Annotated in this window: 13 protein-coding genes; 10 read left to right on the top strand and 3 right to left on the bottom strand. The window is 59.2% G+C overall.

All coding sequences use genetic code 11. From position 1 onward, the window contains the following. Positions 1-111 precede the first annotated feature (111 nt). Complete coding sequence (locus H7C18_RS14760; protein ID WP_185129853.1) at positions 112-924, top strand: phytanoyl-CoA dioxygenase family protein; 813 nt, start codon at positions 112-114, stop codon at positions 922-924. Between the two features lie 136 nt (positions 925-1,060). On the opposite strand, the gene H7C18_RS14755 is transcribed toward H7C18_RS14760, so the two are convergent. After that, positions 1,061-1,870 (bottom strand): phytanoyl-CoA dioxygenase family protein, encoded by an 810-nt coding sequence (locus H7C18_RS14755; protein ID WP_185129852.1) that lies wholly within the window; start codon positions 1,868-1,870, stop codon positions 1,061-1,063. A 118-nt stretch (positions 1,871-1,988) separates the two neighbouring features. On the opposite strand from H7C18_RS14755, the gene H7C18_RS14750 reads away from it, so the two are divergent. The 7 genes from H7C18_RS14750 (at position 1,989) to H7C18_RS14720 (ending at position 10,351) form a co-directional block, all read left to right on the top strand. After that, entirely contained in the window at positions 1,989-2,912 is a 924-nt protein-coding gene (locus H7C18_RS14750; protein ID WP_185129851.1) for an AraC family transcriptional regulator, read from the top strand. 162 nt (positions 2,913-3,074) lie between these two features. Beyond that, positions 3,075-4,457, top strand: a complete 1,383-nt coding sequence (locus H7C18_RS14745; protein ID WP_185129850.1) for a UDP-glucose dehydrogenase family protein — start codon at positions 3,075-3,077, stop codon at positions 4,455-4,457. 140 nt (positions 4,458-4,597) lie between these two features. Then, a complete protein-coding gene (gene galU, locus H7C18_RS14740) occupies positions 4,598-5,476 on the top strand; it encodes a UTP--glucose-1-phosphate uridylyltransferase GalU (RefSeq protein ID WP_185129849.1) in 879 nt (292 codons plus the stop codon). A 142-nt stretch (positions 5,477-5,618) separates the two neighbouring features. Beyond that, positions 5,619-6,314 (top strand): helix-turn-helix domain-containing protein, encoded by a 696-nt coding sequence (locus H7C18_RS14735; protein ID WP_185129848.1) that lies wholly within the window; start codon positions 5,619-5,621, stop codon positions 6,312-6,314. A 387-nt stretch (positions 6,315-6,701) separates the two neighbouring features. Further along, positions 6,702-7,439: a heptaprenylglyceryl phosphate synthase gene (gene pcrB / locus H7C18_RS14730; protein WP_185129847.1), complete on the top strand. Its 738-nt coding sequence runs from the start codon at positions 6,702-6,704 to the stop codon at positions 7,437-7,439. Further along, positions 7,429-9,834 carry a DNA helicase PcrA gene (pcrA, locus tag H7C18_RS14725; protein ID WP_185129846.1) on the top strand — a complete coding sequence of 802 codons (2,406 nt, stop codon included), beginning with the start codon at positions 7,429-7,431 and terminating at the stop codon, positions 9,832-9,834. The genes pcrB and pcrA overlap by 11 nt, the downstream gene beginning before the upstream one ends. 88 nt (positions 9,835-9,922) lie before the next feature. Further along, a complete protein-coding gene (locus H7C18_RS14720; protein ID WP_185129845.1) occupies positions 9,923-10,351 on the top strand; it encodes a hypothetical protein in 429 nt (142 codons plus the stop codon). 20 nt (positions 10,352-10,371) lie between these two features. Here the strand turns inward: H7C18_RS14720 and H7C18_RS14715 are convergent, their stop codons facing one another. Continuing rightward, on the bottom strand, positions 10,372-11,226 hold the full coding sequence (locus H7C18_RS14715) for an alpha/beta fold hydrolase (protein WP_185129844.1): 855 nt from the start codon (positions 11,224-11,226) through the stop codon (positions 10,372-10,374). A 153-nt stretch (positions 11,227-11,379) separates the two neighbouring features. Here H7C18_RS14715 and H7C18_RS14710 point away from each other — a divergent pair, with 153 nt between their 5' ends. Together H7C18_RS14710 and ligA are read left to right on the top strand one after the other, a co-directional pair. After that, positions 11,380-12,066: a TetR/AcrR family transcriptional regulator C-terminal domain-containing protein gene (locus tag H7C18_RS14710; protein ID WP_185129843.1), complete on the top strand. Its 687-nt coding sequence runs from the start codon at positions 11,380-11,382 to the stop codon at positions 12,064-12,066. Between the two features lie 104 nt (positions 12,067-12,170). Continuing rightward, positions 12,171-14,192 carry an NAD-dependent DNA ligase LigA gene (gene ligA, locus H7C18_RS14705; RefSeq protein ID WP_185129842.1) on the top strand — a complete coding sequence of 674 codons (2,022 nt, stop codon included), beginning with the start codon at positions 12,171-12,173 and terminating at the stop codon, positions 14,190-14,192. A 60-nt stretch (positions 14,193-14,252) separates the two neighbouring features. Here ligA and H7C18_RS14700 read toward each other — a convergent pair whose 3' ends face one another. Next, positions 14,253-15,890: an alpha/beta hydrolase family protein gene (locus H7C18_RS14700; RefSeq protein ID WP_185129841.1), complete on the bottom strand. Its 1,638-nt coding sequence runs from the start codon at positions 15,888-15,890 to the stop codon at positions 14,253-14,255. Positions 15,891-16,430: the final 540 nt, after the last annotated feature.

Raw genomic sequence — 16,430 nt, 5'->3', positions numbered from 1 at the left:
TTCTTTATAAAGATCAAGTTCATGAAGTTCGCTCTAAATACAACGGCGATAAAGCCGTTTACGATTAAGGAGAACGAAACGTAAAAATCAAATTTGAAGGAGCGGATCGAGATGACGCAGAAGACGATGGGACAGCTGCGGGATTCGATGGAACTGCTGCACGACATGCCGAAGCTGAGGAAGCGATTGGAAAAGGAAGGCTATCTGTTCTTCCGCGGACTGCTGGATGCGGAGGAACTGCTTCGGATTCGCGAGGATATGCTGTCCATCGCGGACGAGTACGGCTTCGTGGACCGGAACGCGCCGCTGCGGGACGGCCGCTACTCGGGACAGCCTTTTCCGGAATCGCGAAAGTTCGAGACGTCCCCGCTGTATCGGCGGATTCTGGAATTGCCGAGCTTTAACGCGTTCGGCCGCAATCCCGTGCTGACGCTGCTTTACACCGGGCTGCTGGATGCCGAACTGGTCGAGCATCGACGCCGCATCGGCCGCATTACGTTCCCGCAGAGCTTTCTGAACACGACTCCGCCGCATCAGGACCATTTCTATATTAAAGGAACGCCGGATACGTATACCAGCTGGATCGCCGCCGGGGATTGCCCGGAGGAGATGGGAGGGCTCGCGGTCATGCCGGAGTCGAACCATCTCGGCTTTCTGCGGCATGAACCGATGAGCGGAACGGGAGGTCACGGCATCCCTCACGAGAAATGCGACGAGCTGGGGCTTCCCTGGCTGACGGCGGATTTTCGGGTCGGCGACCTGCTCCTGTTCCACGGGATGACCCTCCATAAGGCGCTGGACAACCGGACGGCGGACCGGCTGAGGGTATCGCTGGAATATCGCTATCAGCGGCGAAAAGACGCCATCGATCCCTCTTCGATGGAATATCACATGAAAGGCTCTTTCGAAGGGGAAGGAGCGTAGCCGGCGACGAGCCGCGCGTTCCATTGAAGCCCAAGCCCAAGGCCCGCCTTCCGAAGGCGGGCCTTGGCATTTGCTCCTCGGCAGCGATTCCATCACCGAGCCGTCATCCGAGACCGGCTCGTACCTCGCGCCCGCTCTAGCTGCCGGCTCCGGTCAGCAGCGGGAACCGCGGCCCCTTGATCGGCTCGCCGGTCTGCAAGCCGGTGCCGTCCGTTACGACGTGCTTGGCTCCGCTGTACGTAACGCCTTCCGGCACGTAAATGATCGCCAGCACGCGGCGCGGCCGATCCGTGCTGTTGGCGTGCGCGTAATGGAACGTCAGACCGTTGTGGAACGTGCAGCTTCCGGCCCGCAGCGGCACGACCACCGGCTGCTGGACCGTCGTTTGACCGCCTTCCACGTAGTCGAAAATATTTTGCGGGCTCGCCAGATCGATGCCCTTCAGCTTGCCGAGCCGGTGCGACTTCGGCACGAACGCCATGCAGCCGTTCCGCTCGTCCACGTCGTCGAGCGTAATCCAGATCGACATCGCGCCCGCTTCGGCTTCGTTAAACGGCCAATACGGCGTATCCTGGTGCCAGGGGGTCGCTTTCGAATCGCCGGGCATTTTCCAAAGACCGTGGTCGTGGAAAAACCGGATGCCCGCCGCCCCCGACAGCTCCAGCGCGGATTGCGCGAAACGCGGGTGGAAGCTGAACTTCCCCATGCCGGCGTGGTCCCGCCAAACGTTGACCTTCTGGTTCAGCACCCGGTAGTAGAGCCCGTCTTTCTTGTCCGTGTTGACCGAACGATCTCCTTCCGAATGCATGGCCTCCTCCAGATACTCGCGCAGCTCGGCCAATTCCTCCGGCGTCAGCATATCGTCCACTTTCACGAAACCGTTCTCCCGATAAAAGTCGATATGCTCTTGCGTAATCGGCGTTTGCGTTTTGACAGTCGTACTCATCGGATTTCCTCCTTGAATCAGGGATTGGATTCATCATAATAAAAGAAGAGCGTTGGAACGATGGAGGGAAATCCGGACTTTTTGTAAAAAAGTCGAATCGATTGGAAGGAGGGACCCGATGAGAGAATCGCTGCGAGTCGATTACCGTTCGCTGTCGCCTTACGTCCGTTACGTGCACGAAGTGGAGATCGGAGCCGGCGTAAGGGGCGCGGAGCGGTATATTTACGACTACGAGTTTATCTATGTGGTTCGCGGCGAAGGGACGCTGCGGATCGAGGAACGGGTTTACGAGATGCGCGCCGGCGACCTGCTGCACATCCGTCCGCACCTGATCAACGAAATGACGGTCTCGACGAGCGGACCGATCCTTTGCTTCGCGGTCCATTTCGATTACGTTTTTCTGGGGGAAGGGTTCGAATTCTCGCCTTATTCGGTTTATCTGGGCCGCAAGACCGAAGGGGCGGATACGGCGGGAGAAGGCCGGCTGGGCGAGAGGCCCGCGGTGGAGCTGGCGGAAATGACGATTCCCGAGAAAATGACGCCGGAAGACGTTCCAAGCTTCTACGATGTGTTCCGGGAGCTTCGAATGCGGTTCGAAGAATCGAGATCGGACTCGCGGCTTTGGCTGAAGTCCGCGATGCTCCGGCTGCTCGCGTTGATTCAGCGGGAGCTCGTCACGAAGGAAGGGGTGCGCATCGGCCACGCTCACGCCGACCTGGTGCTGGACGCGATCTCTTATATGGAGGAGCATTACGCCGAACGGATCGGCACGGCTTTTCTGGCCAAACGCGCGGCGCTGACTCCGAAATATTTCGGGACGATCTTCCGTCAGGCGACGGGGAGATCGGCATCGGAATATTTGCTTCGGTTGCGGATGGAGGAGGCCAAGCGGCTGCTGGGGCAGCGGAAGTTCACTGTGCAGGAAGTCGCGGAGCGGGTCGGCATCGGCGATCTTTATTATTTCAGCAAGCTGTTCAAGCGATTGGAGGGAATTCCCCCAAAGAAATACGCGGATTCCGTTTCCTGGCCGGACGAATTGTAAAAAATCGACCGCGTTGACATTCCCCAAACCATCCGGTGATACAATCGCCATATGGCGGGAACCGTTCGCGAGCAGCCCGCGAGATATGACTCTGTTCAACATTTGTCGCCACGGGCGGCATTTTGTTTTACAATAAGATCAGGAAATGGGAGGAAGCGGTTCATGAGGTTGGCGGTAATGGGAGCGGGAATCGTCGGTTTGACGACGGCGGCAGGGTTTGCGGAGCTGGGGCACACGGTCGATTGCTGCGATATCGACACGGGCAAGGTCGGCCAGTTGGCCAGAGGGCTCGTACCTTATCGCGAACCGGATCTGGAGGCGCTTATATCCCGCCATGCGGCCGCGGGCCATCTTCGGTTCAGCTCCGACCCGGAGCGGCTTGCGGCCGAAGCGGAGGTCATCTTCCTCGCGGTGGGAACGCCGGCCGGGGACGACGGGCTGATGCGTCTTGAGCCGCTGTGGGCGGCCGTGGACCGGCTCGGCGAATGGATGGGCGGCCGAAGAACGATCGTGGTCAAGAGCACGGTTCCGGTCGGGACGGCCGACCGGCTGGAAGCGAGGCTGCGCGCGCGCCTGCCGGAACGGTGCGAGCTGTTCGTCGCGTCGGTTCCCGAGTTCATGCGCGAGGGGCAGGCGGTCCGGGATTTTTTCGAGCCGGCGCGAGTCGTGATCGGCTCGGACGACGCGGAGACGTTCGCCATCGTCGAGCGGCTGTACGGCGCCCTGCCCGCCCCGATCGTCGCCACCGACCGCCGAAGCGCGGAGCTGGCGAAGCTGGCCGCCAACGCCCATCTGGCGGTGAAAATGTCGTTCGCCAACGAGATGGCGGCGCTGGCGGAGCAGACGGGCGCCGATTATCCGGCCATCGCCCGCATTCTGGGACTGGATCCGCGCATCGGGTCGGAATACCTGGGCGCGGGTCTCGGCTTCGGCGGCTCGTGCCTGCCGAAGGACGCGCGCGCGCTCGTGCGCCTGGCGGACGAGGCGGGCGCGCCCCAGACGCTCGTCGCGGCCGCGATCCGCGCGAACGCGACGCTGCCGCTGCGCATGATCCGCAAGCTGGAAGCCGCGCTTTCCTGGCCGTCCCGCCGCAAAGTCGCGCTGCTGGGGCTCGCCTTCAAGCCGGGCACCGACGATATGCGCGAGGCGCCTTCGGTCCGGCTGGCGCAGGAACTGCTGCGCCGCCATCCCGGCATCTCGCTGACGGCTTACGATCCGGCCGCGAGCCAGGCGATGAAGCGCGCGCTGCCCAGCGCCGTGCGGCTGTACGGATCGGCCGAAGCCGCGCTGCGCGGCGCCGACGCGGCCATTCTCGTCACGGAATGGCCGGAATTCGGCCGGATCCGGGCGGAAGAGTTCAGAAGCTGGATGAACCGGCCGATCCTGCTCGACGGGCGCAACGCCCTGGATGCGGACGCCCTGAACGGAAGCGGCGTCGTCTGCATCGGCGTCGGGCGGCTGCCCGCGAATTCGCCCGATCTGTCGGGCGCCGCGGACGAGAGCGGGCGGAGGGCGCAGAACGAGGAGCAGGGTACGGGGGCTTAGACAATTCGGAGAATTCATTGTCGGATTGCCTGGCTTTCCTCGCGTTCGCGTTCGTTCCGCCGCTTCTTTTACCCCATTTTGCGGGCCGGACTTGGCTTTGGATGCGAACAATTCGTTAGATAGAGAGAGGATGCAGTCATTTGAGAATTCGCAAAGCGATCATACCCGCCGCAGGTCTCGGCACACGGTTTTTGCCGGCGACCAAGGCCATGCCGAAGGAAATGCTGCCGATTATCGACAAGCCGGCCATTCAATATATCGTCGAAGAGGCGGTCGCGTCCGGCATCGAGGACATCCTGATCGTAACCGGGAAGGGCAAGCGCGCGATCGAGGACCATTTCGACAGCTACTACGAGCTGGAGCAGAATTTGCTGCAGAAAGGCAAATTCGACCTGCTGTCCGAGGTGCAGCGGGCTTCCGACCTGACGGACATCCATTACATCCGCCAGAAAGAACCGAAAGGGCTGGGCCACGCCATCTGGTGCGCGCGCAAGTTCATCGGGGACGAACCGTTCGCCGTGCTGCTCGGGGACGACATCGTCCAATCGGAGGAGACTCCGTGTCTCCGGCAGATGATGGACGTGTACGAGAGAACGCAGAGCAGCGTGCTGGCCGTGCAGCGGGTTCCGGATACGGACGTGTCCCGTTACGGTATTGTGGATCCCGATCCCTCCTCGGACCCCGACTCGTCCCTCATCCGGGTGAGGGGCGTCGTGGAGAAGCCTGCTGCAGAGAATGCACCTTCCAATATCGCGATTATGGGGCGCTATATTTTGACCCCGGCCATCTTCGATCTGCTCGAGACCCAGAACACCGGAGCCGGCGGAGAGATTCAACTGACCGACGCCATCTTCCGCCTGCTGGAGCGCGAGCCGATCTACGCCTACACCTTCGAAGGCAATCGCTACGACACCGGAGAGAAAATGGGCTACCTGAAGACGATCGTCGACTTCGCGCTCGAACGCCCCGATCTGGGCGAGGAATTCCGCGCTTATCTGATCGAGAAGCTGAAGGGTTAGGCTAAAAAACGGAAACACGTACCATTCTACGTTTTCTCACTCGCATGAAGCACATGCCGCTTGTCTCCCTTGGACGGGAGCTAGCGGCTTTTTGTTTTTCGAACGGGATGGCAAAGTCAACAAAACAAGGAGGATACACGGCATGCACGAGAAGCTCGCAGTACGGAAGGGTGGGTTCGACACTTTTCTTGAGGAACAGAAGCGGGGAGCGTCCGGTCAACGGCTGGAGATGCTCGGCCGAGACCTGACAGGCACCCGGAAACTGGCGGAGGAAGTGCTGCTTCCGGTTTTCGGCTCTCTGGACGGGTTTGTTCTGGAGTACGAACTGATTAGTTTGTCAGGCGTAAAAATATACGTCGATGCTTTTTACCCACCGTTATTGGCTGCGTTTGAGAGTGATGGCTTTGTGTCGCATGCCGAAAGGCTTACTCGCGATCGATTTTCTTTTGAGAGAATGCGGATGCGAACAGTCTCCATGCACGGGCTTCGGTTTGTTCCGTTCAGCTATGACGAGTTGGATAAAAAGCCCGAAACTTGCATAAGAACCGTTTATGAACTGTTGGGAAGGTACGGTAGTTCTCCGGTTTCTCGGCTTTATGAATTGCCTGTATACGAGCGGGAAGTTCTTCGCTTTGCTTTGTCTCGAAACGGAGTTTTCACCTTGAACGAAGCTGGTGAATGCTTGAGGTTGAAGCGGGTAGCGACAAGTCGCTTGCTTCATCGGATGGTTAACCAAAAGTTGCTTTTGCCTCTGGGAAAAGGTTCCATTCGGTATTCCTCATTTGTGATAAGCGAGAAGGGAAAAAGCTATTTTATGGCAGGCAACTTGGAACGTTAGAGGCTTGAGGTACGTAGAGGCACGGCAAAAATCTGTTAGCTGGCGGTATGAGCTTAGGGATGTGAGAACGAAGTTATCGGCAAATGCAAATGCATGTGATGAACATGTAGTTGGTGAACTTGGCGGCGGGCTGCTGTAAGTGCATGGAATGAACTTAGAGTTGATGAAGCTGGGTGGCGGGCGGCTATAAGTACATGGGATGAACTTAGAGTTGGTGAAGCTGAGCTGCGAGTGGCTGTAAGTGCACGGGATGAAATTAGAGATGGGGAAGTTAGGCGGTAGGTGTCAGCAAGTGCACGGAGTGAACATGGAGGAGGCAATCTATTGGAGGATGCAACCCCCACCTTGGAAGAAGCCGAGAATTCCTGTAGACTAGGGGTAAAAGCGATGGAGGAACGCATGATCTCGTTTCCTTCTTTTTATGCCGAGTGGCGGCATGTGTTCAAGCTCGACCCGGACCGGCCGATCGCGGACGAGGCGCTGGAACGGGTATGTCTGTCCGGCACCGACGCGATTCTGGTCGGCGGGTCGAGCGGCGTTACCTATGACAACACGGTGGAGCTTCTGTCGCGCATTCGGAGGTACGAGCTGCCGTGCGCGTGCGAGCTCACCGATCCCGCCGGCGCCGTGCCCGGATTCGACGGCTATCTCGTCCCGATGGTGCTCAACACGCCCCATCGGGAATGGCTGATCGGCCGGCAGGCGGAGGCGCTCGCCGACTACGGCCGCCTGATGCCGTGGGAGTCGGTCGCCGGCGAGGCGTACATTGTGCTCAACGGCGAGGCGACCGTGGCGCGGCTTACCGAAGCGGAGGCGGACCTAACCCCCGCGCAAACCGTAGCCTACGCCCAACTGGCGGACCGCCTGTGGCGCGTACCGGTATTGTACCTGGAATATAGCGGAACGTTCGGCGATATGGCGCTTGTGCGCAAGGTGCGGGACGGATTGAGCCAGGCGCGCCTGTTCTACGGCGGCGGCGTCCGCACGCCGGAGCAAGCACGAGAGGCGGCCGCAGCGGCGCACACGGTCATTGTCGGCAACGTCGTTTACGACGACCTGCCGGCCGCGCTCGCGACGGTCCCCGCCGTGAAAAACAGCGTAAAGGAGCAGGACCATGTTTTTTGAACCGGATCACCGACCCGAACCCGATCACGTGAACATAGACGAAGCGATCCAGAAGCTGAACCCGAGGCAGCGCGAGGCGGCGGTCGCCACCGGCGGCCCGCTGCTCATCATGGCCGGAGCGGGAAGCGGCAAGACGCGCGTGCTGACGCATCGGATCGCCTACATTATTGCCAAGCGGCTAGCAGCCCCTTGGAGCATTCTGGCGATTACGTTTACCAATAAAGCCGCCCGGGAGATGCAGGAACGCGTCTCCAAGCTGGTCGGACCGTCCGGCCGCGACATTTGGGTGAGCACGTTCCACTCGATGTGCGTGCGCATCTTAAGGCGCGACATCGAGCGGATCGGTTTTACCTCGAACTTCAGCATTCTCGATTCGGCGGACCAGCTGTCGGTTATCCGCAACATTATGAAAGAGCAGAACATCGACACGAAGAAGTTCGAGCCCAAAGCGGTCCAGGCCACCATCAGCAGCGCCAAAAACGAGCTCGTCACGCCGGAACAGTACGAGTCTCGCACGGGGGACTATTTTCAGAGCATCGTCGCCAAAGTGTTCACCCAGTATCAACGCCGCCTCAAAAGCAACAACTCGCTCGATTTCGACGACCTGATCATGCTGACGATCCAGCTGTTCAAGGACGTTCCGGAAGTGCTGGACTTTTACCAGAACAAATTCAAATATATCCACGTCGACGAATACCAGGACACGAACCGGGCACAGTACGTCCTTTGCCGCCTGCTCGCGGACAAGCACCACAATATTTGCGTCGTCGGGGACAGCGACCAGTCGATCTACCGCTGGCGCGGCGCGGACATCACGAACATCCTGAATTTCGAGAAGGATTATCCGGAAGCGCAGACGATCCTGCTTGAGCAGAACTACCGGTCGACGTCCAACATCCTGGAAGCGGCCAACCAGGTCATCAAGAACAACATGGGCCGCAAAGCCAAAAACCTGTGGACCGAACAAAAGGGCGGCGACAAAATCGCCATCTACCAGGCAGACTCTGAGCACGAGGAAGGGTATTTCGTCGCAGGGGAGATCAAGCGCAACCGGCAGAACGACATGCGGTACGGCGATCATGCCATCCTTTATCGGACCAACGCGCAGTCCCGGGTGATCGAGGAAATTTTGATCAAATCGGAAATTCCGTACCAGATCGTCGGCGGCACGAAGTTCTACGACCGCAAGGAGATCAAGGACATTCTCGCTTACCTGAGGCTGATCTCCAACCCGGACGACGACATCAGCCTGAACCGGATTATCAACGTGCCCAAGCGAGGCCTCGGCGATACGACGATGGCCAAGGTGCAGGAGGAGGCGCAGCGACGCGGCATTTCCATCTACCGCCTGCTGAGCGAAGGGGACGGCCTGCTTGGGGACGGTTTGTACAACGTGGATATTCAAACCCGGGCCAAGACGGCGCTGTCCGGATTCCGTTACTTGATCGCCAATCTGACGGCTATGGTCGATTACCTGTCGGTGACCGAGTTGACGGAGAAAATGCTGGAAATGACCGAGTACCGGCTCGAGCTGCAGCGGGAGAATACGTTGGAATCGAAGGCGCGGCTGGAAAATATCGAGGAATTCCTCTCCGTTACGCAGGAGTTCGAGAAGCGCAACGACGACAAGTCGCTCGTCGCGTTCCTGACCGATCTGGCGCTGATCGCGGATATCGATTCGATGAACGACGAGGAAGAGGACGCGGACGACGCCGTCGTGCTCATGACGATGCACAGCGCGAAAGGACTGGAGTTTCCGGCCGTGTTTATCGTCGGGATGGAAGAGGGCGTTTTTCCGGGGAACCGGGCGCTCATGGACAACGAGGAGATGGAGGAGGAGCGGCGGCTCGCCTACGTCGGCATTACGCGCGCGGAAAAGAGACTGTACTTGACCTGCGCGAAAATGAGGCTGCTCTACGGCCAAACGAAGAGCAACGCGCCGTCGCGGTTCCTCCGGGAGATTCCGGAGGAGCTGAAGCAGGCGGTCGGCGGACAGAGTCCGACCGCGTTCGGCGGCTACGGGCTCGCCCGCCCCGGCTTCGGGGCGGCGGGCGGTCGCCCGGGCTTCGGCGCGCGGCCGGGAGCGGGCGCGCCCGGTTCGACGGCCGGCGGGTTCGGCGGCCGCCCCGCCGCAGGCGGCATCGCCGGCCGGCCGCAGGCTGCCGGCGGCGCACGCGTCGTGCCGCAGCCGGGCGCCCCGGCGACGGCCGCGGGTTCGGGCGGCGGCGGGCTGGCGGTCGCCGCCGGCGATAAGGTGCAGCACGCCAAGTGGGGCGTGGGCACGGTCGTGGCGGTGAAGGGGAGCGGGAACGATACCGAGCTTCAGATCGCGTTTCCGGCGCCGGTCGGGGTGAAGCGGCTGCTGGCGGCTTTTGCACCGCTGACGAAAGTATAATCTGCATGAACGGATTCTTTATGATTGACGAACGTTTGTTCTCATAATAAAATGGATGCAGGAATCGAATCGCGAGAGGAGATGACCCATGGATTCATCGATCGTCGAAGCTTTGCGATCCGTCGTCAGGGAAGAGCTTCAACCGGTCAAAGAAGAACTGCAAGAGCTCAGAACGGATGTTAATCAGTTAAAAGCAGACGTGCAGGTACTGAAGACAGACGTGCAGGTACTGAAGACGGATGTTCAAGGACTTAAAGAAGACGTACATGTACTCAAAGGAGACGTTCAGCAGCTCAAGACGGACATGAGCCAGGTCAAGGAGCAGCTAGACCGCATCGAAACGAGCCAGAACGAAGATGTCATCGGCATGCTGAAGCATATGGACCAGAAGTTGAACGATTTCCGCCATGAGACCCGGGTGGAGTTCAAGAGCCTTTCCAGGCGCGTGACCGCTCTCGAGACGGATCTGAGCGCGACGATGCTAGAAGTCGAATCCATGAAAGCGTCGAAATCATAAGCCCATTCGGGCTTTTTTCTTTAAGCTCCCGGCGAATTAAAAAAACGGCGCAGCTCCGGCGCAACCCGTTCCGGCCGCCCTCCGCGGTCGGCATTGCCGGAAGCGCCGTGACCGAGCCCGGGAAACTCGACGCGTCGGACATGCGGCAGAATCTTCTCGAGGGCGTCGAGGGCTGTTTTTAAATAAGCCGGACTTTTGCCGCCTCCAAGCAAAAGCGTTTCGGAAGGCATCGCCTTGAAACGATCCAAGGAATCGCTCATTTCTTCGACGAGCCGGAAGTCGTAGTCCAGCGTCGGAGCGAGCTTTCTGAACGTGTCGTCGCCGTCTTGCGCTTTTTTGTCCTCGCTTGCCATCATCATTTCCGTAAGCCGCTTAAGCAGCCATCGTGGCAGGGAGTTGAAGATCGGAGGCCCCATTTGCGCACCCTTCATACCCGTGACGAGCGCGGACGAGACGTTGCCTTCGGCGATCTCCTTCCGGAAACGCGGCATGAAATCGGTCGATACCGAGCCGTTAACCGACAATGGGGGCTCGAAAATGGCCGCTTTTTGGATAGCCGGCAATTCCATCGCCGCCCGCAGGGCGATGATGGCGCCGGAGCTCACTCCGAATACGAAGCGGGCGCCGGTCTGCGCTAGGATCGCTTCCAAGTCTTCGACATCCTTGCGAATGCCGTGGTCCTTGCCGTACGGACCGCTCCCTCCGCGGCCGCGGCGATCCGGCAAGTAAACGCGGAACGAGTCGGCCAGCTCTTCGGCAAGCTGGAGGTGGCTTCGGGACGACTCCATGGCGCCATGCAGGATCACCAGCCCCGGGCCGTTGCCAAGCTGTCGGTAGCCGATCCCGGTACCGTCGCGGGAAATGACGTTATTCATAATCGAACACCCTCCCCATGTTATAACCTATCATTGATAGCCAATGAACTATCACCGATAGGTTACCACGGCTTCGGGTATCTCTGTCAAGAGGCTTCGCCATCTTATTTTTTTGGGCGAAAAACAGTACAATGACAAAGGGAGGTCGTCGCGATGGCCACGAAAAAAAGCAAAGAACAGAACCGGCGCAGCTCGAATCCCCGAGAAACGCTGGATATCGACAAAATCGTTCAAACCGCCCTGACGCTGCTGAACGAATCGGGACTCCAGCAGCTGACGACCCGCCGGCTGGCGGAAGCGCTCGGAATCCGTTCCGCCTCCTTGTACTGGCACGTCCGGGACAAAGCGGAGCTTATGCAATTGCTGAGCGAGAGCATTTGCGGCCGACTGCGTCTGCCGGATCCGAATCTGCCTTGGCAAGACCAGGTGCTCGCTTTTGCAAGGGAATACCGCGCTGTTCTGCTGTCGATTCGCGACGCCGCGGAAATCTTGATGGAGACGCCGCCGCTCCTGCCCAATCGGCTTCTGTTGATGGAAGCCATGTTCAAAAGTCTCGTTCAGGCCGGCTTTCCGCCCGAGGAGATCGTTATGGCTTCTATGTTGGTGAACGATTACGTGCTTTCCTTCGTCAAAAACGAAACGCGCGCAACCAACGCATCGCCGGAGGAGACGAGCCGTTCGCGCGACGTTCTAAGCCAGCTGCCGCCCGAACAATATCCGACCCTCTTTCGCCTTGCGCCCTATATGGCAAGCCTGAACACGGACGAGCATTTCGAATACGGTTTGCATATTTTGCTCGGCAGTTTCCGGGATCGGCTGGAGAACCGGGCGATTCGTTGACGCGCGGCCGTACCGTATCTTAGACTGGGGGTAACATTCGACCCCGACAGCTTTTTGAAGCGAATTTCCCGTTTAAATATCGATGAAGAGGAGCCGACCTTTCCATGACGGAACCATTGGATCGCATGCGCTCGCTGGTGGCTGAATTGAATTTGTACGGCCGCCAATATTACACGCAAGACAGCCCGACCGTCAGCGACAAAGAGTACGACGCGCTGTACGACGAACTGGCCGCGCTGGAGCGGGAGACCGGCACGACGCTGCCCGACTCCCCGACCCGCCGGGTCGGCGGCGAGATTCTCAAAGGCTTCGAGCCGCATCGCCATCTGGCGCGGCTGTGGAGCCTGGACAAGGCTCAGAACGCCGACGATTTGGCGGCTTGGGAGCAGCGGGTGAAGAAGCTGATCGCCGACTTCAACGCGAAAAACCCGGAGCGACCGCTTCCGGATCCGGAGTATGTCGTCGAACTGAAGTACGACGGCCTGACGCTCAACCTGACCTATCGGGACGGGGAGCTGGTTCAGGCTTCCACTCGCGGCAACGGCACGGTTGGAGAGGGCATTCTGGCGCAGGTGCGGACGATCCGGTCGGTTCCGCTGACGGTTCCTTTTGCGAACGGAACGTTCGAGGTGCAGGGCGAAGGGTACATGCGGTTGTCCGTGCTCGAGAAGTACAACGAGACGGCTGCCGAGCCCCTCAAGAACGCCCGCAATGCGGCGGCGGGAGCGCTGCGCAACCTCGATCCGCGCACGACGGCTTCGCGGAAGCTGGACGCCTTCTTTTACAACGTCGGCTTCCTGGAGGGAGACGTTCGGCTGACGAACCATCGCCAGATGATGGATTTTTTGCGCGAGAATCATTTTCCGGTCAACCCTTATCTCCGCTACTTTGCCGATTTCTCCGAACTGACAGAGGAACTGGCGGCGATCGCGGACAGGCGCCATACGCTCGATTACCTGATCGACGGCGCCGTTGTCAAAATTACCGATTTCGCCACTCGCGAAGCGCTCGGCTACACCGACAAGTTCCCTCGTTGGGCGATCGCCTTCAAGTTCGAGGCGGAGGAGACGACGACCGTCCTCGAATCGGTGTCGTGGGAAGTCGGGCGCACCGGCAAGATCACTCCGCTCGCCCGCGTAGAGCCGGTCGAGTTGGCCGGGGTAACGGTACAAAACTGCACGTTGAACAATATCGGCGACATCGAACGGAAGAACTTGACCCGGGCGCTTGGCACGAGGGTGTTCATTCGGCGCTCCAACGACGTCATACCCGAAATTCTCGGCAAGGCGGACGACAGCGAAGTCGGCGGGGAGATCGTCTACCCGACGGTATGTCCCGGCTGCGGTTCCCCGCTGGAGATGCGGGGAGCGCATCTGTTCTGCAACAACAGGCTGGGCTGCAAACCCCAGGTTGTCGGGCGCATTACGCATTTCGCGTCGCGAGATTGCATGGATATCGAGACGTTCAGCGGCAAAACGGCGGAGCAGCTGTACGAGGAGTTGAACGTGCACGATCCGGCCGACCTGTACGGTCTGGCCGCGGACGATCTGGTCAAGCTGGAGCGGTTCGGGGAAAAGAAGGCGAGCAACCTGCTGGCGTCGATCGAGAAATCGAAGACGCGCGACCTGGCTGCTTTCTTGAATGCGCTCGGCATTCCCAACACCGGCAAGGCGACCGCCAAGACGCTGGCCGATCACTATGGCGATCTCGACCGGTTGATGGCGGCGGATGCCGAAGAGCTGATCGCCCTGCCAGACGTGGGCGGCATCGTCGCGGAGAGCATCGCGAGCTTTTTCCGCGATCCGCTCGTACAAGAGAGCATCGCCCGGATGAGGGCGGCGGGCGTGAGGGCCGAAGCGGATCGCCCGGCGGCCGAAGCGGCCGACGCCGGTCATCCGCTGTTCGGCAAGACCGTCGTGCTGACCGGCACGCTGACGACCATGACGCGCGACGAAGCCGCGAAGAGGCTGGAAGCGCTCGGAGCGAAAGTATCGGGCAGCGTGTCCAAGAAGACGGATCTCGTCATCGCGGGCGAGAGCGCCGGCAGCAAGCTGACGAAGGCGCGCGATCTGGGCGTTGCCGTGCTGGAGGACGAAGAGGAGCTTGCCCGGCTGCTGGGCCTTTGAAAATAATGCGGGCGGCCTTTCCGGTATCGGAGAGGCCGCCTTTTTGCACGGTCGTCCGCGTTAATGCGAGCGTTGATCGATCCAATCCGCCATGTCGCTTATGACCTGAGGATCTACGTTTTCGGGCGACATGTAGTTTTGAAGCCCTTTATCCAACGTTCCCTCCGTAAAAAGATGCGTCAGCTTCGGATAAGTGCGGTATTCCACATTCGTTCTTCCCGCATAGGCTTCCTTCCAACCTTGCAGGCTTGCGAGCGGTACTTGAAAATCCTGCTCGCCCTGCAAAATCAGCATCGGAACGTTGCGCAGCTTCGCCTCTTCCTTCGGTTCGTATCCGGCAATGTCCGCCCACCAGTAAGGGTTAGGCGGCAAATCGAACTCCTTCGGCGGGTTCGACGGATCGAAATTCGGCTGCTGCACCCATTTCAACTCTTTGCGGTAATAAGCGATTTCGTCGACGGACATCATACCTCCAAGTTCCGGGTGATCGTAGGACTCGATCTCCGAATAGCTCGGGTCGGCTCCGGCCAAGACGATCGCTCCGGCCAGCAGTTGGTCCGAGTCGCGGGCAAGAATGCGGGGGATCATCCAGCCGCCGCGGCTGTGGCCGGCCGCATAGATGCGGCTCGAATCGATCTCCGGCAGGCTTGTCAGCTGCTTGGCCGCCAAGAGCGTATTATCGACGAATTCGTCTTCAATGGTATAGCGGGAGGACAGTTGGACGAAATGTTCCCTTGTCGTTTTGGGCATGCGCAGCACGGCAACCCCTTTGCCTGCAAGTCCTACCGCCAAATCGCGGAACGGCTTCTGGGCGAAAGCGGTGCTGTCGGCATCCAATTCGCCGTCTCCTTGCACGAGAATGACGACGGGGAACGGCCCCTTCCCCTCTGGCAGGGTCAACCGGGCCTCGACCGCATGATCGCCTTCTCCGACGGTCATGGACTGTTCCGTATAGAATTCGGGGAGATCGTAGGACGGAGCTCGGTAGCCCGTCATATGCAGGTTCGGGTATAGATCGTCCACTTGGCCGTTCGGATTCAGCCGGATTTCAATGTCGGAGGACATTTGAGGCGTCCGATACGAGATCGTCACGGTAGTATGAACCGCGTCCGTCCTTACGCTGCCCCGCGTCGAGCGGGGAGATTCGCCCAGTTGCCGGATCCAGGCGAGCGTTCCTTCGGGGATGGACCCCTTTTTGAACCCGGCCGATGCCAGCGAAAAAGCGCCATCCGTATCCCCTTGCTGGAGACGGGTCAGGAAAGCGTTGGCCCGGGACTTGGCGTCGCCGGTAGCGATGACTGGGTGGCCGTTCGACCAAACGGCGTCGATTCCGAACACCTTTTTCAGGGCCTCGTGGCTAAGAAAAGTCGTTCCGCCATTCAGCTCGATTCCTCCGTTCGCTTGCAGCGCTTGTCCGTTCTTTTCCACGACGAATTCATGATTGTAGCTTAGACGGACGGAAACAAGATTATCTCCTTCTTCCGCAAGAATCGCGTGTTGTACGGGATCCCATCGGATCGGGACGCCTATCCAATCGCACAATTCCCGAAGCGGTATGACCGCGGATTGGACGGACGCAGGCGCTGCCGCTGCGACTGATGGCGGACTTGCGTTCGGGATCGCCGCCGTAGCCGCTTGATCGGTTAAAGCGAAGGGCAGGGAGATAGAAAGGGAGACGGAAAGGAAGATTTTCTTCATGCTTGCAATCACCTCGGATATGGTTTGAACGGGAAACTCAGGATTCCTAGAGCATCATAACGATCCGAGTTTAAAGAGAGGGAGAGGCGGGGGTTAACTTTCGTTTAAAAGAAATTCGAAATTGGGATTTAATACCTGTTGCAATGGGCAGGCGCCTTGTGGTACATTAATTCTCGCCCCTTCGAAAAGGGTGCGCGATTCACGAAGTTTTGACCGGCTTCGACAAAAGCGGTTGACACGCTTTGCAGAAGCTGATATGATTAATCGCTGTCGGCTCGTTTGCGAGACCGATCGCGAAGATAGACCTTGTTCCTTGAAAACTGAACATCGAGCGTAATTGGAATCGTCGATCGGGAGCTTCGGCTTTCGGGAGACAAACCAGCAAGGAAATGAGCCATATGGCTCTCTGATAAGGTTGGACATTTTGACTCTCGGGATTTCCTCACGGAAACCCTGACAACTGAACAATCAGCCTACGGCTGACGTTAACAGTTGCAGGGACCTGCCGTCAAAAGTCCTTTTATGGAGAGTTTGATCCTG

The sequence above is a fragment of the Cohnella zeiphila genome, from assembly GCF_014212055.1.
Lineage (GTDB): Bacteria > Bacillota > Bacilli > Paenibacillales > Paenibacillaceae > Cohnella > Cohnella zeiphila.
The sequence above is the reverse complement of the archived record's forward strand: the minus strand, read 5'-3'. Positions and strand labels throughout refer to the sequence as shown.